This is a genomic window from Lysobacter sp. TAB13 (assembly GCF_052113885.1).
Taxonomy (GTDB): domain Bacteria; phylum Pseudomonadota; class Gammaproteobacteria; order Xanthomonadales; family Xanthomonadaceae; genus Lysobacter; species Lysobacter gummosus.
The window spans coordinates 23,731-47,253 of record NZ_JBFRDR010000002.1 but is presented as its reverse complement, the minus strand read 5'-3'; the positions used below and the strand labels follow the sequence as shown (position 1 = coordinate 47,253).

18 protein-coding genes are annotated in these 23,523 nt (G+C 68.2%); 12 read left to right on the top strand and 6 right to left on the bottom strand.

Features of this window, described 5'->3' with window-relative positions; all coding sequences use genetic code 11:
- Nucleotides 1-284 precede the first annotated feature (284 nt).
- From AB4Y92_RS02995 to AB4Y92_RS02985, 3 genes are all read right to left on the bottom strand, one after another.
- Nucleotides 285-2,180 (bottom strand): M61 family metallopeptidase, encoded by a 1,896-nt coding sequence (locus AB4Y92_RS02995; protein ID WP_441818302.1) that lies wholly within the window; start codon nucleotides 2,178-2,180, stop codon nucleotides 285-287.
- A 206-nt stretch (nucleotides 2,181-2,386) separates the two neighbouring features.
- Nucleotides 2,387-3,823, bottom strand: coding sequence for a serine hydrolase domain-containing protein (locus AB4Y92_RS02990; protein WP_441818301.1), 1,437 nt, complete (start codon nucleotides 3,821-3,823; stop codon nucleotides 2,387-2,389).
- Nucleotides 3,824-3,943: 120 nt separating this feature from the next.
- Nucleotides 3,944-5,632, bottom strand: coding sequence for an NAD(P)/FAD-dependent oxidoreductase (locus AB4Y92_RS02985; RefSeq protein WP_441818300.1), 1,689 nt, complete (start codon nucleotides 5,630-5,632; stop codon nucleotides 3,944-3,946).
- A gap of 263 nt (nucleotides 5,633-5,895) precedes the next feature.
- Here AB4Y92_RS02985 and AB4Y92_RS02980 point away from each other — a divergent pair, with 263 nt between their 5' ends.
- Nucleotides 5,896-7,485: a glucan biosynthesis protein gene (locus tag AB4Y92_RS02980; protein ID WP_441818299.1), complete on the top strand. Its 1,590-nt coding sequence runs from the start codon at nucleotides 5,896-5,898 to the stop codon at nucleotides 7,483-7,485.
- Nucleotides 7,486-7,657: 172 nt separating this feature from the next.
- Nucleotides 7,658-8,191 (top strand): YybH family protein, encoded by a 534-nt coding sequence (locus tag AB4Y92_RS02975; RefSeq protein ID WP_441818298.1) that lies wholly within the window; start codon nucleotides 7,658-7,660, stop codon nucleotides 8,189-8,191.
- Between the two features lie 288 nt (nucleotides 8,192-8,479).
- On the opposite strand, the gene mnmG is transcribed toward AB4Y92_RS02975, so the two are convergent.
- From mnmG to AB4Y92_RS02960, 3 genes are all read right to left on the bottom strand, one after another.
- Nucleotides 8,480-10,366 carry a tRNA uridine-5-carboxymethylaminomethyl(34) synthesis enzyme MnmG gene (gene mnmG, locus AB4Y92_RS02970; RefSeq protein WP_441818297.1) on the bottom strand — a complete coding sequence of 629 codons (1,887 nt, stop codon included), beginning with the start codon at nucleotides 10,364-10,366 and terminating at the stop codon, nucleotides 8,480-8,482.
- Between the two features lie 646 nt (nucleotides 10,367-11,012).
- Nucleotides 11,013-11,519, bottom strand: coding sequence for a hypothetical protein (locus AB4Y92_RS02965; RefSeq protein ID WP_441818296.1), 507 nt, complete (start codon nucleotides 11,517-11,519; stop codon nucleotides 11,013-11,015).
- 135 nt (nucleotides 11,520-11,654) lie between these two features.
- The gene (locus AB4Y92_RS02960) at nucleotides 11,655-11,810 is read right to left on the bottom strand and encodes a hypothetical protein (RefSeq protein WP_441818295.1); all 156 of its coding nucleotides are present in this window, start codon (nucleotides 11,808-11,810) and stop codon (nucleotides 11,655-11,657) included.
- A gap of 501 nt (nucleotides 11,811-12,311) precedes the next feature.
- Between AB4Y92_RS02960 and AB4Y92_RS02955 the strand changes: the two genes are divergently transcribed.
- From AB4Y92_RS02955 to AB4Y92_RS02910, 10 genes are all read left to right on the top strand, one after another.
- A complete protein-coding gene (locus AB4Y92_RS02955) occupies nucleotides 12,312-12,986 on the top strand; it encodes an ABC transporter ATP-binding protein (RefSeq protein ID WP_215057750.1) in 675 nt (224 codons plus the stop codon).
- Between the two features lie 4 nt (nucleotides 12,987-12,990).
- The gene (locus AB4Y92_RS02950; protein WP_441818294.1) at nucleotides 12,991-13,977 is read left to right on the top strand and encodes an HlyD family secretion protein; all 987 of its coding nucleotides are present in this window, start codon (nucleotides 12,991-12,993) and stop codon (nucleotides 13,975-13,977) included.
- Nucleotides 13,974-14,939, top strand: coding sequence for an HlyD family secretion protein (locus AB4Y92_RS02945; RefSeq protein WP_441818293.1), 966 nt, complete (start codon nucleotides 13,974-13,976; stop codon nucleotides 14,937-14,939). The genes AB4Y92_RS02950 and AB4Y92_RS02945 overlap by 4 nt, the downstream gene beginning before the upstream one ends.
- Nucleotides 14,936-16,315 (top strand): efflux RND transporter periplasmic adaptor subunit, encoded by a 1,380-nt coding sequence (locus tag AB4Y92_RS02940; RefSeq protein ID WP_441818292.1) that lies wholly within the window; start codon nucleotides 14,936-14,938, stop codon nucleotides 16,313-16,315. The genes AB4Y92_RS02945 and AB4Y92_RS02940 overlap by 4 nt, the downstream gene beginning before the upstream one ends.
- Nucleotides 16,312-17,562, top strand: a complete 1,251-nt coding sequence (locus AB4Y92_RS02935; RefSeq protein WP_441818291.1) for an ABC transporter permease — start codon at nucleotides 16,312-16,314, stop codon at nucleotides 17,560-17,562. Before AB4Y92_RS02940 ends, AB4Y92_RS02935 begins: the two co-directional genes overlap by 4 nt.
- Before the next feature lie 282 nt (nucleotides 17,563-17,844).
- A complete protein-coding gene (locus AB4Y92_RS02930; RefSeq protein WP_441818290.1) occupies nucleotides 17,845-18,864 on the top strand; it encodes a pyridoxal-phosphate dependent enzyme in 1,020 nt (339 codons plus the stop codon).
- 221 nt (nucleotides 18,865-19,085) lie between these two features.
- Nucleotides 19,086-19,889 (top strand): V4R domain-containing protein, encoded by an 804-nt coding sequence (locus AB4Y92_RS02925; RefSeq protein ID WP_441818289.1) that lies wholly within the window; start codon nucleotides 19,086-19,088, stop codon nucleotides 19,887-19,889.
- A 145-nt stretch (nucleotides 19,890-20,034) separates the two neighbouring features.
- Nucleotides 20,035-20,784 (top strand): MHYT domain-containing protein, encoded by a 750-nt coding sequence (locus tag AB4Y92_RS02920; RefSeq protein WP_441818288.1) that lies wholly within the window; start codon nucleotides 20,035-20,037, stop codon nucleotides 20,782-20,784.
- Between the two features lie 177 nt (nucleotides 20,785-20,961).
- A complete protein-coding gene (locus tag AB4Y92_RS02915; protein WP_441818287.1) occupies nucleotides 20,962-21,390 on the top strand; it encodes a ketosteroid isomerase-related protein in 429 nt (142 codons plus the stop codon).
- 368 nt (nucleotides 21,391-21,758) lie between these two features.
- A complete protein-coding gene (locus tag AB4Y92_RS02910; protein ID WP_441818286.1) occupies nucleotides 21,759-23,030 on the top strand; it encodes a clostripain-related cysteine peptidase in 1,272 nt (423 codons plus the stop codon).
- Nucleotides 23,031-23,523 lie beyond the last annotated feature (493 nt).

Below are 23,523 nucleotides of genomic sequence, written 5' to 3'. Positions count from 1 at the left end.
GCTGGAGGTTGAACTCGGTCGCCAGAACTGTCGCTTTCAGCTCCCTCTCCCGCTTGCGGGAGAGGGAACGGTTCGCGGTCGCGTGGAGAAGAGATTTCTCGATCGATCAGCCGCGCGCATCCGGCAACCGCTCCCGCCCCAACGCATACGCCATCAGCCGCGCGATGTTGCGCGCATCGTCGATGCCGCGATGATGGGTACCGGCGAATTTCAACTGCGCCATCCGCACCGCGCCGCCGAGGCCGGGCTTCAGATAATGGCGATCATGATGGCCGCGCCGCGCTTCACTTCGGCGCGAAGATCTTCGACAGCCGGTCCGGCGTACCTTCGATCCGCTCGAGCTTGGGATAACGCAAGCCGCCGCGGTAGTCGATGCGCACGGTCTTGATCACGTCGGCGTTCTTGATGATCAGCTCGATCGGATGCTGCCCGTCCTTGGCCGCGGTCACCGCGTCCTTGAGCCGCTCGCCGTTGCCGGCGTAGCCGTTGACCGCGATCAGCGTGCTGCTCGGCGCGATGCCGGCGTTGAACGCCGGTCCGTCCCAGCGCACCGCGTTGATGGTGCCGTCGCTGGCCAGATTCAGGCCCAGCGAATAGGTCAGGTCGGTGTACTTGCGATCGGCCTCGGCGAATTTGACGAAATCGCCCGGCGTGTCGGTGTAGGCGAGCTTCCAGCCGCTCGCCGCCACGCCGTCCAGCGGCGAGGCCTTGGCGCCGATGCGCTCGCGCAGGAAGGCGGCCCAGTCGAAACGCGCGACCTTGTTCAAGGACGCGACCACGTCGTCGAATTCGTACGGCTTGACCTGATAGTCGCCGTTCTCGCCGCCGAAGAAATCGCGGGCGAAATCGTCGAGCGAACGCTTCTCGCCGGTCAGCGCGCGCAGCTTGGCATCGACGGCCAGCCAGACCAGCTGGCCGCCGCTGTAGTAGTCCTCGCTGAGCTGATAGCTCTGGTACGACTTCGGCCGGCGCATCGCGATCACCGGGTCCATGGTGGTGTCCTGGATCGAACGCCAGGCCAGGCCGGGACGATCGTCGGCGTAGCGCGCCACCACCATCGCCAGCGCCTCGCGCGCCATCTCCGGCTTCCACAGCCCGGCGCGCGCGGTCAGCACATAGCCCCAGTACTGGGTCTGGCCTTCGTAGACCCACAGCAGGCCGTCGCTGAGCGGCTGGTTGAAATTGGTTGAGGTCACGCCGGCCGGACGGCGGTATTTGCCGTTCCACGAATGCACGAACTCGTGCGCGAGCAGATCGCGGCCGGTGACGCTGGCGCCGTCCCAGCCGGTGAAGTAATCCGTGTCTACGCCGTTCTCGCTGGAACGGTGATGCTCCAGGCCGTTGCCGCCCATCTGCGCGGACAGCGAGAACAGGAAATCGTAGTGATCGTATTGATGCGAGCCGAACAGCTTGTAGGCCTGCGCGACCAGTTCGCGATGCGGCTTGATCTGCTCGGGCTTGGCTTCGAGAAACTTCGCCGCGTCGGCGACGACATTGAGCCGCACCGGGGTTTTCGCGCCCGGGTCGAGATCGATCTGCTTGTAGTAGCGGCCGGCGTAAACCGGCGAGTCGAGCAGGGTGTCGAACGGCACCGTGCGATAGCGCAGGGTGTCGCCCTGGCGCGATTCCAGTTCGAGCGCGGTGCCGGCCTGCCAGCCGGCCGGCAACTTCAGGGTCGGCGCGATCTGGATGCCGCGCGCGTAGTAACCGGCCGGATACAGCGCGACCTGGTTCCATTGCACGTTGAGCATGTCCGCGGTCATCACCACCCGGCCCTGGTTGTTGCCGGTCGGGGTGAGCATGTCGAAGTTCAGCTCGATCTCGCTCACGCCCTGCGGCACGTCGAGCTTGAAGGCGTACACATCGAGCGGATCGCGCGCCCATTCGATGGGCTGGCCGTTGCCGCTGATGCGCAGGCCGGCGAGCTTGTCGATCGGCCCGGTCGGCGAGTGATTGCCCTGGATCCACTGCGGGAACAGCAAGGTCAAGGGGCCGGCCTGGACCGGGATGCGCTGATGCGCGTGCAACACGCGCCGGGCGATGTCGGTGGCATCGACCTGCAGCTGCAAGGTGCCCGGATACGGCGTATCGCGCGGCGCCGCGGTCTGCGCGCGCGCGGCCGACAGCGGCAGCGCCGCGGCGATCATCAGGGGCAACAGGGCAAGGCAGGGTCGAAGCATGGACGGAACTCCGGCGACGCGCGGGACTGGATTGAGCATCCTAACCATGCGCCCGCGCTTGCCCCCTGCCATTGGGCATAGAACGGCACCGCTGGTCCGGGGCGACTGATTGCGCACACCGCTTGCACATGATGGGGACATCCTTGTGCGCGGCGCGGCCGGCCGCGCGGCGCCGCCTCAGGCGCCGCGACGGCCCGGTCGATGGCTCACGGCTTGGGCAAGGGCTCGTCGCTGCGCGCGGTCAGCTGGCTCTCGCCGACGCCGTCGCCGAAGTAACGCATGGCGGTGACGGCGCCCTTGCCGTCGCGCTGCAACTGCAGCCGCGACAGGCCGTTGGGATAGGCGTAGGTATCGCGCCCCACCGGCGTGAGCGCGATGCGCGAGCCGCCCAGGCGCTGCTGGGTCAGCACGCCATCGACCACCCGCAGCGCCCAGGCGAGCTGCGGATTCTTCCGGTAAACGCCTTCGGCCTGCTTGAGCGTGGCCGCATCCACCGGCACAGCCACTATCGCCGGATACCGATCGCCCAGCGCGACCGCGGCCAGCCTGCGCGCCAGTCCTTCCGGATTGACGCCGTCCTTGAGCGCGGAATCGGAATTGGACAACACCGCCACCGTGGTCTGGCCGTCGGGCAGATAGAGCAGGAACGTGGCGAACCCGAAGATGCCGCCGCCGTGGCCCCAGCCGCCATGGCCGTGCGCATAGGCCTTGCCGATGCCGTAACCATAGCCGTCTTCGCGCGCCTTGCCTTCGGGCGTGGTCATCGCCCGATAGCTGTCGGGCTTGAGCACCTGGCCGTTGTGCAGCGCCAGGTTCCAGCGCAGCAGATCGTCGAGCGAGGACACCAGCGCGCCGGCCGCGTGCGGCTGGCTCATGTCGAGATAATTCATCGGCGCGTTGCCGCCGTCGCCGCGGGTGTAGCCGCCGACGTAGCCCGGAATCAGCGCGTGCACGTCGCCGTAACGCGTGTGCTTCAGGCCCAGCGGCTTGAACAGGGCTTGGTCGAGATAGTCGTACCAGCGCTGTCCGCTCGCCGCCTCGATCACCGCGCCGACCAGCACATAGCCCGAGTTGTTGTAGGCGTAGCCCTGCCCCGGCGCGAAATCCACCGGCAGGTCCTTGAACACATCGATCAGAGCCCGGGTGCTCAGATCGCGCTTGATCGACTCGTCCATGTAACCGTCGATGCCGGTGTAGCTCTTCACCCCGGAGGTGTGATTGAGCAACTGGCGCACGCTGATCGCGCCGCCGTTGGGGAAATCCTTGACGTACTTGGACAGCGGATCGTCGAGACCGACCTTGCCGGCTTCGACCAGCTTCATCACCCCGGCGGCGGCGAATTGTTTCGTCACCGAGCCCAGGCGGAATACTTGATCGGGCGTCAGCGGCACGCCGAGTTCGATATTGGCCAGCCCGCGCGCGCCGCGATACAGCACCTGATCGCCGCGCGCGACCAGGACCACGATGCCCGGCCCGCCCTCGGGGACGCTGTCGGCCAGCAAGGTCTGCGCATAAGTCGCGACTTCGGCCGCGGAGGCAGGCTTGGAGGCCGCGGTTACCGCCGTCGCCGTGTCCGCCGATGCGAACGACAACGGCGCGATACACAGGCCGGCGCACAGCGCGGCCGAGAACCACAGGCGCATGACCACTCCATTTGCGGGGATGTGGCACGACCATACGTGGCGCGGCCGCGCCGCGACATGGCCGGAAGTCAGGGCGCGCGGCGACGCGACACGCCGATCGGACGGCGCGCGCGCCGCGGTTTACGCCGAGCGCACCGCGCCGGCCATGATGCTCATCGCCACCGCTTCGGCGGTCTTGATCCCGTCCACCGCCGCCGACAGGATGCCGCCGGCGTAACCGGCGCCTTCGCCGGCCGGGAACAGGCCGCGCGTGTTGAGGCTGTGGCCGTCGGCGCCGCGGGTGATGCGCAGCGGCGAGGAGGTGCGCGTCTCCACGCCGGTGAGCATCGCATCGGCCATGGCGAAGCCCTTGATCTGCTTGTCGAAGGCCGGCAGCGCTTCGCGGATCGCGGCGATCGCGTAATCGGGCAGCGACGCGCTCAGATCGCTCAGGCGCACGCCCGGCGTATACGAGGGCTGCACCGCGCCGAGCGCGGTCGATGCGCGGCCGGCGAGGAAATCGCCGACGCGCTGGCCCGGCGCTTCGTATTCGCCGCCGCCCAGGGCGAAGGCCTGCGCCTCCCAATGCCGCTGCAAGGCGATGCCGGCCAGCGGGCTGCCGCTGTCGTCATAGGGCTTGAAGTCGTCCGGAGTGATGCCGACCACGATCGCCGCGTTGGCGTTGCGTTCGTTGCGCGAGTACTGGCTCATGCCGTTGGTGACCACGCGGCCGGGCTCGCTGGCGGCGGCGACCACGGTGCCGCCCGGGCACATGCAGAAACTGTAGACCGAACGGCCGTTGCGGCAGTGATGCACCAGCTTGTAGTCGGCCGCGCCGAGAATCTCGTGACCGGCCTGCGGGCCGAAGCGCGCGGCGTCGATCAGCGATTGCGGGTGTTCGATGCGGAACCCGATCGAGAACGGCTTGGCCTCCATGAACACGCCGCGCTCGTGCAGCATCTTGAAAGTGTCGCGAGCACTGTGGCCGACCGCGAACACGACGTGGTCGGCGCGCAGTTGCGCGCCGTCGGCCAAGGTCACGCCGCGCAGCTGTCCGTCCTCGATCAGCACGTCCTCGACCCGCTGCGAGAAGCGGATTTCGCCGCCCAGCGATTCGATCGTCGCGCGCATGTTCTCGACCATCGACACCAGGCGGAAGGTGCCGATGTGCGGCTTGCTGACGTAGAGGATTTCTTCCGGCGCGCCGGCCAGGACGAATTCGGTCAGCACCTTGCGGCCGTGATGCAGCTTGTCGCTGATCTGGCTGTAGAGCTTGCCGTCGGAGAAGGTGCCCGCGCCGCCTTCGCCGAACTGCACGTTCGACTCGGGATTGAGCACGCGCTTGCGCCACAGGCCGAAGGTGTCCACGGTGCGTTCGCGCACGGCCTTGCCGCGTTCCAGGATGATCGGCTTGAAGCCCATCTGCGCCAGGATCAGGCCGGCGAACAGGCCGCACGGGCCCATGCCGATCACGATCGGGCGCAGCGGCAGCGCGGCCGGCGCGCGGGCGACGAATTTGTACTCGGTGTCGGGCGTGGGCAGCACCTTGCCGGCGTCGGCGGGAGCGGCGTTCTTGCCGCTGTTCTTGCCGGCCTTGGGCGCCGGCGCGGCGGGGCCCAGGCGCTGGAGGAGTTCGGCCTCGCGCGGCGTGTCCACGTCCAGCGAATAGATCAGCACGATGCCGCCGCGCTTGCGCGCGTCGTAGCTGCGCTTGGCGATGGTGTAGCCGGTGAGGTCCGCCGCGGCGATGCCCAGGCGGGCGAGGATGGCGTCGGTAAGCGCGCTGGCCGGGTGGTCGAGCGGCAGGCGGAGGTCGGTGAGTCGAAGCATGGGCGATATTCTAAGAGGCTTCGGTGGTGGGTGTTTTTTTGCCGAGGTTGCGCGTGCCCTCACCCCGGCCCTCTCCCGCAAGCGGGAGAGGGAGCAGACACAGCGCGTCCCTTCTCCTGCATGCGGGAGAAGGTGCCCGAAGGGCGGATGAGGGCCCGCGTCCGCAACCGCGACACACACCCCGCCCTAAACACCGCGCTAACCACCACGGCACCCGGATTGGCTAGCATGCTCAACCCCCCAGCCACGACGTCGCCGGCCCCATGATCCGACGCCAGTTCCTCAAATCCGCGGCCGGCGCCCTGGCCGCCTTCGGCCTGCCCCTGCCCGCGCTCGCCCTGACCGGCCCGGCCGCGACCAAGCTCGGCGCGGCGCAGCCGTTCGACTTCGCCACCCTCAAGGGCCAGGCCCGCGCGCTGGCCTCGAAGCCCTACGCGCCGCGCAGCACCACCCTGCCGCCGGCGTTGGCGGCGTTGAACTGGGACCAGTACCAGTCGATCCGCTTCCGCCGCGATCACGCCCTGTGGGGCGGCGGCGACGGCAAGTTCCTGGCGCAGTTCTTCCATCTGGGCCTGTTCTTCAAGTCGCCGGTGCGCATGTACGAACTCGCCGGCGGCCAGGCGCGCGAGATCGCCTACGACCCGGAAATGTTCGACCGCGCGCGCAGCGGCATCCAGGGCAAGCCATTGCCGGCCGACCTGGGCTTCGCCGGTTTCCGCCTCAACACCCGCAAGGATCCCGAGCGCGATTTCGCCGCGTTCCTGGGCGCGAGCTATTTCCGCGCGGTCGGCGTGGAAGGCCAGTACGGCCAGTCCGCGCGCGGCCTGGCGATCGACACCGGCACCGGCCACGCGGAGGAATTCCCAGACTTTATCGCCTACTGGCTGGAACGACCCTCGGCCGATTCCGACACCGTGGTGGTGTACGGCCTGCTCGATTCGCCCAGCGTCGCCGGCGCGTACCGCTTCGCGATCACGCCGGGCGAAGTGCTGCTGATGGACATCGATTGCGCGCTGTACCCGCGCAAGAGCATCGAGCGCCTCGGCCTGGGCCCGTGCACCAGCATGTACCAGACCGGCGAGAACGACCGCCGCATGGACTGGGACTGGCGCCCGGAAATCCACGACACCGACGGCCTGTCGATGTGGACCGGCAGAGGTGAATGGATCTGGCGCCCGCTGTGCAATCCCGAACACCTGCGCTTCAACATGTTCAGCGACGAAAACCCGCGCGGCTTCGGCCTGCTGCAGCGCGACCGCAACTTCGACCATTACCAGGACGACGGCGTGTTCTACGACAAGCGCCCTTGCCTGTGGGTCGAACCCAAGCAAGGCTGGGGCGCGGGCTCGGTGCAATTGGTCGAGATTCCGACCCTGGACGAAACCTTCGACAACATCGTCGCGTTCTGGAATCCGCGCGAGAAACCGCAGGCCGGGCAGGAACTGCTGTACGGCTATCGCCTGTACTGGGGCGCGCAGCCGCCGGCGGTGCCCAAGCTGGCGCATTGCGTTTCCACGCGCACCGGCCTGGGCGGCCGCATCGGCTTCAAGCGCGATTATTTTTCCCAGCGCTTCGCGGTGGATTTCGCCGGCGGATCGCTGGCGCAGTTGGCCAAGCGCGACGCCACCGTCGAGCCGGTGATCCAGATCGGCAAGGGCAAACTGGAAACCGTGTCCTGCCGACCGCTGCACGAGATCGACGGTTATCGGGTGATGTTCGACGCGGTGCCGCCGGGGGATTCGACCGAGCAGATCGATTTGCGCCTGTTCCTCAAGAACGACAGCGGCGCGCTCAGCGAAACCTGGCTGTATCAGTGGTCGCCGCCGGCCAAGGCGGATCGCAAGGTGTATTGAGGCACGGCCGCGCCGCAACCGTCGGCGCAGCGGCGGCTTGCGGCGGGCGCGATCGCGCATTGCCGCCGTTCGGCACACCGAAGGTTCTGCTACTTCCGGCCGATACCGTTCGCCCCGCGAACGCGCGAAGCTGCGCGCTCTGCCGCGCGGCGGCGACATCGGTGGAGCGCACATGAACAAGCGATGGTCGGCGATGCTGCTGGCATGCGGTGTCGGCCTGGCGGGTCCGTTGTCGGCGGCGGCGCCCTCCGCGCCGCCGTCCACGCAAGCCGCCCCCGCCGCGGCTTCGGTCCCCCTGGCCGGCGACCGCGCGCGCGCCCGGCAAGTCTGGGACACCTTCGAGCGTTGGCTGGCCGCCTACGCCGCGGCCGACCAGAGCCGGGTCATGGACATCTTCGATCCCGACCTGCGCTTTTCCTTCCAGGGCGCGCGCGATCAGACTTACGCGCAGATGCAGGCCGCCTACGCGAAGGAGTTCGCCGCGCGCGACACGAAGAAACGCTGGGTGCCGCAGGTCGAGGAAATCTACGCCGACGGCGACATGGCCCTGGTGCGCGCGGTGTGGGAGCTGCGCGTGACCGGCGCCGACGGACGCGAGGAATCGAAGGCGCGGAATCGCAGCATGGATGTGTTCCGGCGTTCGCGCGAGGGGGAGTGGCGGATTTTTCGGTCGATCAACTATCCGGAGAAGGCGGCGAGTGGTTGAGGGTTATGCGTGCTGAGTGGAGCAAGAGCAAATCCCCCCTGCCCCCCTTTTTTAAAGGGGGGAACAGCAACAGCAGCAGCAACAGCAGCGGCAGTGGCAGCGGCAGCGGCAGCGGCAGCGGCAAGCTACGTAGCTCGTAACCATCAACCAAGCACGTCAATTCGCCCCCTTTGAAAAAGGGGGCCAGCGCCCGACGAAAAAGATTGCCGCGCGAAACCTCAGCGCGGGGGATTTGCTCCAGCGACGAAACAGTTCGGTGACCGAACCGCCCTCATCGCCCGCGGAAAATCACGCCACCCGAGCCCGCCGCGCCCGCGTCAAATGCACCAGCAGCAGCGAAATCGCCGCCGGCGTCATGCCCGGAATGCGCTGCGCCTGGCCCACGGTCTGCGGCCGCACGCGCTCCAGCTTCTGCTGCACTTCCAGCGACAAGCCGCGCACCGCGGCGTAGTCGAATCCGTCCGGAATCGGCGTGCTCTCGTTGCGCTGCTGGCGCTCGATCTCATCGCGCTGACGGTCCAGATACCCGGCGTACTTCACGCCGATCTCGACCTGCTCGGCAACCTCGGCCTCGGCCACGGCCGGACCCAGCGACGGCACCTGCATCAGCTTGGCGTAGTCGATCTCCGGACGCTTGAGCAGATCGCGCGCGCTGCATTCGCGGCTGACCTCGATGCCCAGGGTCTGCGCGATCTCGCGGCCGAGCGCGTTGTTCGGCGCCGCCCACACGCCCGCCAGGCGCGCGCTCTCGCGCTCGACCGCCTCGCGCTTGCGCTCGAAATGCGTCCAGCGCGCCTGCTCGACCAGACCCAGCTCGCGCCCCACCGGCGTCAGGCGCAGATCGGCGTTGTCCTCGCGCAGCTGCAGCCGGTACTCGGCGCGCGAGGTGAACATGCGATAGGGCTCGCCGGTGCCGTGGGTGATCAGATCATCGACCAGCACGCCGATGTAGGCCTCGTCGCGGCGCGGGCTCCAGCCGTCCACCCCGCGCACGAAGCGCGCCGCGTTGACGCCGGCCAACAGGCCCTGCGCGGCGGCTTCTTCGTAACCGGTGGTGCCGTTGATCTGGCCGGCGAAGAACAGGCCGGCCACGGCCTTGGTCTCCAGCGTGGTCTTGAGGCCGCGCGGATCGAAGAAGTCGTACTCGATGGCGTAGCCCGGCCGGGTGATGTGGGCGTTCTCGAAGCCGCGGATCGAGCGCACCAGGTCCAGCTGCACGTCGAACGGCAGCGAGGTCGAGATGCCGTTGGGGTAGATCTCGGCCACGTCCAGGCCTTCGGGCTCGACGAAGATCTGGTGGCTGGCCTTCTCGGCGAAACGCACCACCTTGTCCTCGATCGAGGGGCAGTAGCGCGGGCCGATGCCTTCGATCTGGCCGGTGTACAGCGGTGAGCGGTCCAGCGCGCCGCGGATGATCTCGTGGGTGCGCTCGCTGGTGTGGGTGATCCAGCACGAGACCTGACGCGGATGGTCGGCCCGCGTGCCCATGAAGGACATGACCGGACGCGGATCGTCGCCCGGCTGCTCTTCCATCACCGAGTAGTCCAGGCTGCGCCCGTCGATGCGCGGCGGCGTGCCGGTCTTCAGGCGATCGACCGCGAACGGGCCTTCGCGCAGGCGCGCGGCCAGCGCGGTGGCGGGCGGATCGCCGGCGCGGCCGGCGCCGTAAGTGGTCTGGCCGACGTGGACTTTGCCGGCGAGGAAGGTGCCGGCGGTCAGGACCACGGCCGGCGCGTCGAAGCGCAGGCCGGTCTGGGTGACCACACCGGTCACGCGGCCGTTGTCGAAAGCGATGTCGTCCACCGCGGCCTGAAACATCGTCAGCCCCGGCTGCGCTTCGACCGCGCGGCGGATGAAGGCGCGATACAGCGCGCGATCGGCCTGGCAGCGGGTGGCGCGCACCGCCGGGCCCTTGCTGGCGTTGAGCCGACGCCACTGGATGCCGGCGGCATCGGCCGCGCGCGCCATGACGCCGCCGAGCGCGTCGATCTCCTTGACCAGATGGCCCTTGCCGATGCCGCCGATGGCCGGGTTGCAGCTCATGGCGCCGACCGTCTCGACCGAATGCGTCAGCAACAAGGTGCGCGCACCCGCGCGCGCCGAGGCCAGCGCGGCTTCGGTGCCGGCATGGCCGCCGCCGATCACGATCACGTCGTATTGATAGAAGTCGCTCATGGGGCCGGGGAATCGGGAATCGGGAATCGGGAATCGGGAATCGGGAATCAACAGCGTAAAGCCGCGATTGCTCGCCGGACATGATCTCACGCTGCCGCGCTTTACCTATTCCCGATTCTCAATTCCCGATTCCCGGCCCGCCTCACTTGGCACGGTTCATGCGTAGCTACTCATGCACCTTGCGGGGCAGGCGCTAGACGCCGGCTGGAATTGGAACAGGGGCTGGCCAAGCGCTCGCGGGGGAAGCCGGGGGGCCGAATGTCGGGGGACATTCGGCCCCTTTTTATTGCCCGCGCCCAGCGCGTCGGGCCGCTGCCTGTCGGCCACGCCACGGCGTCCGCCGATCTGTGGGCCTCGCAGCCAACTTACTGATCTCAAACGAAAAAGCGCGCGTGGATACGCGCGCTTTTTCGTTTTGCCCCGCTCGCGGGGAAATGGGCGCCGACGCCTGACGGGGACGGAACAGGGGGGATCCGTGATTCCTCGCCAGGCGCCGACATAGAAGCCTGTGCTTACCGAAAACGTCCAAATACGACGTAAGCGGTCAGTAGCGGTAGATTGCGGTCACTCCGACCCGAACGCAAGTGCGCCCCGTTCCAATTTCGGCGACTGCCGGGGCTAACCCCGGCAGCCGGCAAGTCACTGTTCAGCGTTCGGCGTTGCGCCATTCCTTCCAGCTGCGGCCACCGTCGGCGCGTCCGGACGGTGCCGAGGGCGCCGACATCCGCGGTTGCGGCATCGAGCGCTGCTGCGGCGCGAACCGCGGCTGCTGCATCGCCGGGTTGTCGTTGCGCGGAGCCCAGGCGCCGCCGCCGATCGGACGCGCGTCGCGCCAGGACACGCCGCCGTCGGCGCGCGTGGACGGCCGCGACGGATAGCCCGGGTTCGGGTTCGGATTGCTGGGCGGCCGATGCGGACGGTTGGGGTAGTAGTAGCGCGGGTAGCCGTAACCGTACGGATAGCCGTTGTAGTACGGATAACCGCCGTAGTAGCCGTAACCACCGTTGCGATAGCGATAGGACTCGCCGTACGGGTAGTACCCGTAGCCGGGCGCGTAACCGCCGTAGCCGCCGTAGTAGTTGTAGTCGACGCTGGGACGGCCGTAGTAGTACGAACCGCCGCCGCCACCGCCGCGCAGGGAATAATCGGACACGCAACCTGCCAGCAGGCCGGCTGCGACTAATGGGACTATAAGTTTACGGATCATGGCAGACCCCCGGGTAGGAATTCAGAGTCTGCCTGATGCGTTGAACTCGGGCTTAACTCAGCCCGGCATCGCCTATACGGTTCAGGCCTGGGTTCCGCCCGGCGCGGCGGGCGTATCGGCCTTCAGGTCGATGTGCGCCGGCACCTTGGTGACGCCGTCGATCGCCGGCGGCGGCTCGCAGCCGGTGAGCAGGACGACCAGACCGATGGAAAGGCAGAGCGAAAATTTGCGGAACATGGCGGAATCCCCTGTTGTGGGTCTCGGGTGAGTCGTACTGAATAGGTCCGGTCGCTCACGGCGCGGCGACGGACATAACGCCGGCTTCCCTGATGGTCCCGACCGCGGACAATCCCGTCCGCGCGAACCGGAAGCTCTGAAGGCTCCGCCAGCCGATTCCTCGCGAGGCACCGTGCAGCAAAACCTTCGATCAGCGCAATACCTAAACTAACGATGACTGACCTCGCAATTGCGGCACGGGTTCACAGTTCGCCGGGTGTAAGACGTTTGCTCTATGTCGCCGCTCAATGGGCGCGACGGCGGCGCGGTAAGCTAAACCGCGCAGGGCGACGGGCGCGGCGGAAGGCTTGCGCGACCCACGCGCGCGGCCGGGTTCGGCGTCGCGGGCGTGTCGGGCCGGGAACCTGCGCGCGGCTTGCGCGGTCACTTCCTCGATGACGGTTCGACGGCCGCCGCTTGGGCCCGTCGCGGTGCTTTCCTTGAATTCTGGCCTGGTTTTCGATGATCGAATTGGATGCGGTCCATCGTCGCTACGAGATGAATGGGCAGGCGGTGAACGCATTGGCCGGAGTGGATCTGAAGATCGCCGCCGGCGAGTTCGTGGCCATCACCGGCGCATCGGGTTCGGGTAAATCCAGCCTGCTAAATATTCTCGGCTGCCTGGACCGCCCCACCCGCGGGCGCTATCTGATCGAAGGCCGCGACGTGGCCGAATTCGACGACGAGGCCGCCAGCGACATCCGCAACCGCCGCATCGGCTTCGTCTTCCAAAGCTTCCATCTGCTGCCGCGGCTGAGCGTGCTGGAGAACGTGCTGCTGCCGCTGCGCTTCCATCGCGAACCGCCGGCGGACGCGCACGCGCATGCGCACGAACTGCTCGGCCGCGTCGGCCTGGGCGATCGCAGCAGCCACCGCCCCAGCGAGTTGTCGGGCGGCCAGCAACAACGCGCGGCGATCGCCCGCGCCCTGCTGCTGCGGCCGGCGCTGCTGCTGGCCGACGAACCCACCGGCAACCTGGATTCCAAGAGCGCGGCCGACGTGCTCGATCTGATCGGCGAAGTCCACAGCGGCGGTCAGACCGTGGTGCTGGTGACCCACGACCGCGACCTCGCCGCGCGCGCGCCGCGCGAGGTGCGCCTGCACGACGGCAAGGTCGATCATGATTCGGCGGCCTGAGCGCATGCGCGCGCGCGTCGGCGCATCCCTCGCCGTCGGCGCGGCGCTGTCGGCGCTCGCGGGCGCGGCCTGCGCCGCGGTGCTGACCGGCGAAGTGCGCTCGGTCGGCGCGCAAGTCATCTATACGCCGCAAGCCAACAGCGCGCCGGTGGCGATCCGCTATTTCGTGCCCGAAGGCCAGTCGGTCAAGGCCGGCGAGGTGGTGCTGCGCATCGATCCGGGCCAGGCCGGCACGCAGATTCCCGAACTCGAAGCCAAGATCGAGCAGGCGCGGGCCAAGGCGGCGAAAGAACTGGCCGAACTCGAGGTCAAGGCGGTCGATGCCGAAGTCGCGGTGGCCGAAGCCGAAGCCGCGCTGGCCACGGCCAAGATCGAAGCGGCGATTCCGCGCACGCTGATCTCGCAACTGGACTACGACCGCCATCAGGGCGATCTGGACAAGACCACGCGCGAAAACCGGCTCAAGCACGAACTGCTCGACACCGCCCGCGCCGCGGTCGCGCGGCGCCGCAGCGACGGCCAGCTGGAAGTGGATAAGCTGGTCATCCAGCGCGATTACTACGCCGCGCTGCTGCGTCAGTCGGAAGTGCGCGCCGAGCGCGACGGCGTGGTCCTGCACGGATTCAACAACAACTGGATCGGCGGGCGCATCGACGAAGGCAGCTCGACCATGCCCGGCAGCCGCGCCGGCGAAGTGGTCGGCAGCGGCGGCGGCATGCAGGTGCGCGCCTGGGCGCTGGAACCGGACCGGCGCGGCCTGCGGGTCGGCCAGCGCGTGCAGCTGAGTTTCGACGCCCTGCCGCGCCAGCGCGTGCAGGCGACGATCCGCGCGATCGCCGGCGCGCCGGACCGCAAATCCGAATGGGGCGAAGGCCGTTACTTCACCATCGACATCGATCTGCCGCCCAGGCACGGCCTGCCGCTGTTGCCGGGCATGAGCGTGCGGGTGACCGCCGTCAGCGCCGCGCCCGCCGCCGGAGCGCAGCGATGAAGCGCCTGTGGGCGGTGTTGTTGCTGGCATCGAGCCTGCCGGCCGCGGCCGCGCCGCTGCGCGTGGACGGCGAGGTCTATGCGCGACGCACTTCGGCGCTGATGCCGCCGAGCGTGGAGCGCATGTGGCAGTTCAACATCACCCAGCTCGCCACCGACGGCGCGCCGGTCAAGCGCGGCCAGCAGGTGATCAGCTTCGACAGCAGCGACGTGATCAAGCAGCTTACCGAGAAGCAAAGCCAGCTCAAGGAAAAACACAGCGAGCTGGAAAAACTCGACCTGGAACTGGCCGAACGCGAACGCAGCGAGCGCCTGGCCACTTCCGAAGCGCAGGCGGCCCTGGATAAAGCCCAGCGCAAGACCCAGCAACCGGCCGAGCTGATCGCCGGCATCGAATACCGCAAGCTGGTGGTCGCGCGCGCGCAGATGGAACGCAAGATGGCGCTGGCGCAGCGACGCGAAGTATTGTCGGCCGAGCAGCGCCGGCAGGAACGCCGCCTGCTCGCGGCCGAACGTGCGCAACTGCAGGCCGATGTCGATCGACTGCAGCGCTCGCTCGGCGCCTTGAACGTGATCGCGCCGCGCGACGGCCTGATGATGCATCGCAGTAATTTCGAAGGCGAAAAATACGACGTGGGCTCGCAAGTCTGGGTCGGCCAGACCGTGGCGGAGATTCCCGACATGAGCACGCTGGCGGTGCGCGCCGAACTGCCCGAGCGCGACTTGCAGAAAGTCAGCGTCGGCGCGCCGGTGCGCATCGTCGTCGAAGGCGGCGCCGGCAGCGTGCTGCGCGGGCATATCGCCTCGGTCGGCCGCGCGGTGCGCAGCAAGTCGCAGGTGCAGCCGGTGCCGGTGCTGGATCTGGACGTGCAGCTCGACGACCCGCGCGCGCCGCTGCGTCCGGGGCAGGCGGTGCGGGTGGAGATCGCCGCGCCGGTGGCGGCGAAGGGTGCGGCGCGATGATCGTTGCGCTGGGCGAATGGATTGCGACGGTGCGCGCGGGTGCGTGCGGCGATCTGCGCGCGATGGGGTGTCGCGGTCTTGGAAGTGCGCAGGCGGTGGTCATCAACCTCTTCGGTTGGCTCCTACCCTTGCTGTGGCTGAGCGGCTGCGCCGGCGACATCGCCCCCGCGGCGACCGAAACCCTCGCGCAGGCGCCGCTGCAGCTGAGCGTGCGCGGCGAAGGCGAACTAAAGTCGGCCAAGTCCACTCCGCTCAACGTGCCCGGCCGCAATTGGGCCGCGCGTCAGGTCGAGTGGATGCTGCCCGAAGGCAGCGCGGTCAAGAAAGGCGACCTGATCGCGCGCTTCTCGGCCGACCAAGGCAAGCAGGAACTCGCACAGACCCTGATCGACGTGCAGCGCAATCTGCTTGCTCGCGCGGCCAAGCAGGGTGATCTGGAAACCGCGCAGAGCAAGGTCGCGGTCGATCTGGCCCAGGTCGCGGTGCAACTGGGCATCGCCGACCGCTACGCCAGCGCCGACCTGAGCACGATGGCGCGCAACGAGGTGCTCGACGCCGTGCAGGACCGGCGCTTTCTGACCGAGAAACGCGAAACCCTGCAATGGCAGCGCGGCCAGTCCGGTGTGCGCGGCGGCGCGGAGCTGGCGGTGCTCGACGCGCAGCGCGCGACCTTCGACATCGCCGCCAAGACCCGCCAGGCCGACCTGGACGCGCTGGAGCTGCGCGCGCCCAACGACGGCGTGCTGATGCTGGCGAGCAACTGGTCCGGCGACAAACCCAACATCGGCGCGACGCTGCGCGCGGGCTTCGACTACGGCAGCCTGCCCGACGCCTCGTCAATGGAGCTGGACCTGAGCCTGCCGCAGATCGAAGCGCAAGGCATCCATGTCGGCAACGCCGTGGAGATGTTTCCGGTCGGCCGGCCCGAGCAGAAGATTCTCAGCAAACTGTCCTGGGTCGCCAGCGCGGCCAAGGTGCGCAGCCAGGAAAGTCCGGTGAAGTATCTGAGCATGAAGGCGCCGATTCCGGCCGAGGCGATCGCGCGCTACAAACTGGTGCCGGGGCAGCGGCTGCAGGCGCGGGTGATTTTGTTCGACGCGCGCGCCTTGAGCGTGGCCAACGTGGCGATCGACAGCGACGACGGCCGCGACTACGTGCGCGTGCGCGACGGCGGCGATTTCCTGCGCCGCGAGATCAAGCTGGGCGTGCGCGGGCCGGCGCGCTCGCAGGTGCTGTCGGGCCTGCGCGCCGGCGATGAGGTATTGCTGGCCGAGGCCGGCGCTGTCGAAACCGCGGCGCCGTCGAAAGAACCCTCGGGCAACGACGCCGGCGTGAGCAAGCCGGCCGCGCGCGCGACTCCGGCGGCGCGTCCGTGAGCCGCGCCTTGCGCTGGCTGCCGCCGATCTGGCGCGAAGCGGTCGAGGAACTGTGGCGGCGGCGTCTGCGCACCCTGCTGACCTTGCTCGGCATGATCTTCGGTGTCGGCGCGATCGTGGCGATGCAGGCGGTCGGCGAAGGCAGCCGGCGCGAAGCGCTGCGCCTGGTCGAAAGCCTGGGCCTCAACAATCTGATCGCCGAGGCCAAGCCGCAGGACGAAAACAGCCTGCGCGAAACCCGCGCGCGCAGCCTGGGCCTGAGCCTGGCCGATGCCGACGCCGCGCTGGCGGTGGTGCCCGGCGCGAAGCGCTACGCCGCGGAGAAACCGGTCCGCACCCATTCGGTCTTCAGCGACGCCGGCCGCAGCGACGCCCAGGCCAGCGGCGTGAGCCCGGATTATTTCGACTTGTCGTCGCTGCGCATCGCCAAGGGCCGCGCCTTGACCGACGCCGACGATCGCGCCTTGGCCGCGGTCGCGGTGCTGGGCCATCAGGCGGCGGCGGATCTGTTTCCCGGCGTCGATCCCATCGGCCAGGACCTGAAGGTCAATCATGTGTGGCTGCAGGTGGTCGGCGTGCTGGCCGATCGCGACTTGAGCAAGGATCAGTTCGAAGGCGTGCAGTTGGGGCTGGAGAGCAACCGCGTGTATCTGCCGCTGGCCAGCGCGCGGGCGCGCTTCAAGTTCCAGCCGCAGGAGGACGAGGTCGATCGCTTCGTGCTGCGCTTGCGCGATCCCTCGCAACTCGCCGCCGGCGCGCGGGTGCTGTCCACCGTGCTCAATCAGCGCCACGCCGGCATGCCCGACTTCCGCCTGGTGGTGCCGCAGCAATTGTTCCAGCAGCATCAGAAGACGCAGCGCATCTTCCGCGTGGTGATGGGCGCGATCGCCGGCGTGAGCCTGTTGGTGGGCGGCATCGGCATCATGAACATCATGCTCGCCAATGTGCTGGAGCGGCGGCGCGAGATCGGCCTGCTGCGCGCGCTGGGCGCGCGGCGGCGCGATGTGATCGCGCAGTTCCTGCGCGAGGCGACGGTGATCTGCGTGTCGGGCGCGGCGCTGGGGTTGTTGTTCGGGGTCGCGCTGGCGTATCTGATCGCCGCCTTCGCCGGCTGGCAGGTGGCGTGGGCGCCGATCCCGGTGTTGCTGTCGGCGCTGTTCTGCGCCGCGGTGGGTCTGGGGTTCGGTGTGTATCCGGCGCGGCAGGCGGCGCGGCTGGACCCGATCGCGGCACTGCGCCACGACTGACGTCGATGCGCCCCCCTTCGTCGATGCAGTTCCCCCCTTTGAAAAAGGGGGGCTAGGGGGGATTTGCTTTTGCTTTAAAGCACAGCAGAGCAAATCCCCCGCGCTTGCGGCCAAGTACAGCAACCATGCTATCGCCGGGCGCTCGCCCCCTCTACAAAGGGGGCACATTGACGTGCTCGGCCGGGATGGACGATGCATCGCACGCCATCCCCGCGGACACCGGTCCACCCTTCCGCCACCCCGCGCACCCCGCCTTCCACGCGCCTGCGCTACGCTTGGCCCATGAACAATCTCTCCGCTCCGCAAGGCGTCGAGCCCGCGTCCGCCGTCACCGATCCGGCCGCGCCGACCTATTCCGATATCCTCGCCGCGGCCGCGCGCATCGCCCCGCATGCGCACGCCACGCCGGTCATGCGCTCGCGCGTGATCGACGAAGCCGCCGGCTGCGAGCTGCACTTCAAATGCGAGAACCTGCAACGCGGCGGCGCGTTCAAGTTCCGCGGCGCCTGCAACGCGGTGTTCTCGCTCAGCGACGAGGAAGTCGCGCGCGGCATCGTCACCCAGAGTTCGGGCAACCACGGCGGCGCCATCGCCCTGGCCGCGCGCCTGCGCGGCGGCCGCGCCACCGTGGTCGCGCCGCACAACACGCCCAAGGTCAAGCTCGCCGCGATCCGCGCCTACGGCGCCGACATCGTCTATTGCGAACCCGAGCAGTCCGCGCGCGACGCCGCTACCGCCCAGGTGCTGGCGCGCACCGGCGCCGTGCTGGTGCATCCGTTCAACGATCCGCGCGTGATCGCCGGCCAAGGCACGGCCACGCTGGAACTGCTGGCCAGCGCGCCGCAACTGGACACCGTGATCGCGCCGGTCAGCGGCGGCGGACTGCTGTCGGGCACGGCGATCGCCGCGCACGGCCACGATCCGTCCATCGCCGTCTACGGCGCCGAGCCCGAGGGCGCCCGCGACGCCCACGATTCGCTGCGCGAAGGCCGCCGCATCACCGGCCGCAAGACCGACACCGTCTGCGACGGCCTGCGCGCGGAACTGGGAACGCTCACCTTTCCTATCCTTCGCTCACACCTGCGCGACATCTGCCTGGTCGATGATCGCCAGGTGATCGCCGCCATGCGCTTGATCTGGGAGCGCATGAAGCTGGTGGTCGAGCCGTCCGGCGCGGTGCCGCTGGCGGTGGTGCTGGCCTATCCGGCGTTGTTCGCGGGCCGTCGCGTCGGCCTGATCGTGTCAGGCGGCAACGTCGATCTGGATCTGGCGGCGCAATGGTTCGCGCCGCAAACGCTTTGACCGGTTTCCGACACGCTTTGCGTTTGTTATGCGGTCGGTTCCTCGACACGCAGTGTTAGCCGCATAAACTGCGTAAAAAACGGGCTTTTCTGTGATCTTCGTTTGCGTTTTTTGTTAACGCAACTGGCACGCTGCGCCATCGCGCGCCAGTCCCTTGGTCATGGCCGCGCTCGTAATGAGTCGGGACACACGGACCTGCGCACAGGCCAGGGGAGTACTACATGGTGGATGTCGAGTTTCGCGTGGTGTCCGACCGCCGCGACGGCCTCTTGCTCGCCTTGGGGCAGGTGGTCATCGCGAACGGATTCACCCTGCTGCGCCAGCGCATGCTCAACAGCGATGAAGGCGTGGTGCTGGTCATGGTCGTGCGTGGTCCGGCCGATGCCTTGCTGATGCTCGAAGAGAAGCTGGGCACGCATCATCTGGTGCAGAGCTTCGAGGCTTCGCCCTACGAGCCCGCGCCGAGCGCGCCGGCTCCGGTCGCGCGCAACAACGGCAATGGCCATGGTCATGTGGGACAGACGTCCGCTGCGCCGGCGCCGGTCGCGTCGGCGGGTGCGGCGGGGGGGCATGCGGCTGCGCCGATCGATACGCAGCGCGTGGAGACTCTGCTACCCCAGTTGGCGCGCAACTACCCCAACATCCTGCTGCAGCTGGTCGCGCTGGAACGCGAACTGCCGCCGACGCAGCGCGAGGCGACCTTGCGCTACATCGGCCAGCGCGTCGGCGCCTGGGTCTACAAACGCGATTTCGCCCTCGGCGGACAGTTGCCGCTGGCCGACTCGGTGCGCCGCATCGCCCTGCCGGCGATGCGCCAGCTGGTCCAGGCCGAACTGCACGAGGACGTGCTCAAGGTCCGCAACAGCCCTTTCTGCCATCGCGGCGAGAGCGGCGAATGCTGCCATTTCCTGCGCGGCATGCTCGGCGGGCTGCTGGAAGGCCAGCACGGCACCCACGTGCACGTCGTGGAAAGCCAATGCCGCAATACCGGCGCGGAGACGTGCCGGTTCGAATTCGAAAGCTGACCGGTTCGCCGGTCGACCGCCACGGTCAAGGACCGCCGTGGCGCAGGGCACGCCGGGCATGCGCCGACGTGCTTTATCGCAGCGGCGCGGGACGGCGCCGCGGCGATTCATTGCAGCTCAACCCATCCACCTCAGGGGGTTCGCCATGCCGCTCGATCACGCCATCCAATGCATCCATGACCCATTGCTGGTCATCCTCTCCTACGTAGTGTCGGTACTGGGCTCGTTCACCGCGCTGCAGCTGGCGATCGCGATTCCCAACACTAGCGGCCCGGCGCGATGGCGCGCGGTCACCGCGGCCGGCATCGCGATGGGCGGCGGCGCGATCTGGGCCATGCACTTCATCGCCATGCTCGCCTGCCGCATGAACGTGGAGGTCACCTACGACCTGCCGGTCACGCTGGGCTCGGCGGTGGTCGCGGTGGTTTCGTGCATGGCCGGACTGGGCATCGCCGGCACCGGCGTATTCAACTGGGGCAAGCTCATCATCGGCGGCGTGCTGATGGGCCTGGGCGTGACCGGCATGCACTACGCCGGCATGGCCGCGATGCTGATGCCGGCCGATACGGTCTACGACAGCGCGCTGGTGATGACCTCGGCGGCGATCGCGATCGTCGCCTCCATCGTCGCCCTGTGGCTGGCCTTCAACCTGCGCGGCTGGGGCCAGATGCTCGGCAGCGCGCTGGTGATGGGCGTGGCCGTGTGCGGCATGCACTACACCGGCATGCTCGCGGCCAGCTTCGTGCCGAACCAGGCCGGCGCCGCGGCCACCGCCGGCGGCGTCAGCGGCGGCTACCTGGGCGTGGGCATCTTCGTGGTCACCACCGCGCTGCTGGCGGCGGTGCTGACGATCAGCCTGCTGCGCCAGCGCCAGCGCGCGATGGTGCGGATCTGAGTCCGCCCCGCGCCGCCTGAACGGCGCGGCGGACATCGCCGCGGTACACGAAGGGCCCGCCAAGCGCGGGCCCTTCGCTTTGGCGCCGAACGGCGGCGAACCGCGCCGCCGGCGGTTCCTCGACCCGGCCCGAATGCGCCATGATGCGGCTGCCCCGCCCTACCCGCAGGATCGCTCATGAAGATCGACGGCACCCGTCTGCACGACCGCGCCACCGAAGTGGTGCTGTCCTATTACGCCGCCTTCAATCGCGGCGACTGGGCCGGCATGCTCGCCACCCTCGGCGAGGATGTCGTGCACGATCTCAACCAGGGCGCGCGCGAATCCGGCCGCGAGGCCTTCGCCGCGTTCATCGAGCGCATGGCGCGGCATTACCGCGAGCAGTTGCGCGATATCGTGGTGATGGTGTCGCCCGACGGTGTCCGCGCGGCGGCGGAGTATGTGGTCCACGGCGAGTATCTGCTGACCGATCCCGGCCTGCCCGAAGCGCGCGGCCAGCGCTATGTGTTGCCGGGCGGCGCGTTCTTCGAAATCCGCGAGGGCAAGATCGAGCGGGTGACCAACTACTACAACCTCGATCACTGGGTCGCCCAGGTCGGCGGTTGACCCCGCGCTGTCGCCGATGCGCTGCTTCACCATGAGCCTGGGCACGCGCGACATCGCTGCGATGTGGAGCATCGGCATCGGCGATATGCGATAGCGCACCGCGCATATGCATCGCGGAATTGCATGCCATTCACCGTGCCGCATGCGACGGGTTCGTCGCATGTCCGCGTCCGCGCCGCATCGCGGCCATCGGTGTTGCGTTACTCAATAGACGTCACAGTTATCGGCTCGCAATCCTCGCCACTGCAAGGGGGGAAGAGGGGCCGGCTTGCGCTTCTATCTTCAGCGAATGCCTATTCGCTATTCGCCGCGCGAACCAAGCGCATCGCGCGCGCGGCCTTGCTTCTTCATTTCAGGAAAACGAACCGATGAAATCCTTAGGTAGAGCATTACTTGCCGCGGCACTGTTCGCGTGCTGCGGAGCGGCGATCGCCGCGAAAGTTCCCAGCGGCGCGAAGGCCACCCAAGCCGAGTGGAACGTGCTGGTGTTCATGAACGGCAAGAACAATCTGGAAGAGTACACCGTCCACAACTGGGACCAGATGGCCAAGGTCGGCAGTTCCGACAAGGTCAACATCCTGGTCGAATACGGCCGCATCAACGGCTACTACACCGGCAACGGCAACTGGACCGGGGTCAAGCGCTACCGCGTCAAGAGGGGCGACAAGCCGACCGCCGCCGGCGCGTTGATGGACCTGGGCCGGGCCAAGTTGAACACCGACATGGGCGATAAGCAGACGCTGGCCGATTTCATCAAGTGGGGGACCGAAAAGTATCCGGCCAAGCGCACCATGCTGGTGATCTGGAACCATGGCCAGGGCTTCCGCGCCGCGCCGAGCCAGAAAGCCACCCACCGCTCGGTGTCCTTCGACGACCAAACCGGCAACGCGCTCTACAACGCCGACGTGGCCGCCGCGATCAAGACCGCGCTGGGCGACAGGAAGCTCGACATCGTGTCCTTCGATGCCTGCCTGATGGCGATGATCGAGCCGGCCTACGAGTTGCGCAATCGCGCCAACTTCCTGGTCGGCAGCGAAGAACTCGAACCCGGCGAAGGTTGGGACTACGGCTTCCTCGCCAGACTGAACGCGCAGCCGGCCACCACCGGGGCCGAGTCTCTGGGCAAGTTCGTCGTCGACAGCTACCGCGACTACTACACCAACAACCCTTCCGGCCATACCACGCTGTCGTCGATCGATCTGAGCAAGGCCGGCCTGGTCGCCGACGCGCTCGATTCGGTCGCCGAAAGCCTGACCACCAGCACCGAGCGACAGGCCGCGCGCAGCGCGCGCGCGGGCATGACGCCTTACGACGGGTCGCTGGGGGTGGACATCGGCGGCTGGCTGGGCCTGCTCAAGACCAAGGCGATCGACGCCGACAGCAAGGCCGCGATCGGCGACGCGCAAGCCGCGTTGGCGCTGGCGGTCAAGGCCAACTACAGCAGCGGCAACAACATCGGCGGCCGCTACAAGGGCGACACCGGCCTGGCCGTGTTCTTTCCGCAGAGCGCGAAGGAATTCAATTCCGACGCGGCCAGCGGCGGCTACAAGGTCAGCAATACCGACCGGCCGATCAGCTACGTGCGCGAATCGGCCTGGCCGGGCTTCCTGAAGACCGTGTTCTCGGCGCCGACCGACTGATCGCAACGAAGGCACTCGCGGCGGCGGAAGCGCTACCTCGCTTCCGCCGCCGGCATGGTTGAATCGCCGCGGCAATGCGGCGCAACGATGCGGCGCGCATGTCGCCGCTTGCGCGCGACGGACGACGCGGAAGACCGACGAGGCGGCCGCGGCGCCTGCGGCGGTTGCGCGCTACCAGGTCGCGCAGCCGTCCGTCCGCAGGTGGCCGAACCCAGTGCCGCGCCGCGGTGGCGTCGCGACCGGCCCGTCGGAGCTTTGGGGGCCGGGATTCGGGATTAGTGATTCGGGATTCGCAATGCAAAAGCCGGCGTTCGCGGCTTTACCAATCACGAATCCCTAGGCCCGAATCCCGGCCCAAAATAAAAAGACCGACGACAGGACGCGGCGAAAGAGAGGGGGAGGGGCATCGCCGTGCCTGGGGTTCGTCGGTCAAGGGGGAACCGCGGGCTCTGGACTCGGAATCCGGGATCGAACAACAACGAAGGCGACCTCG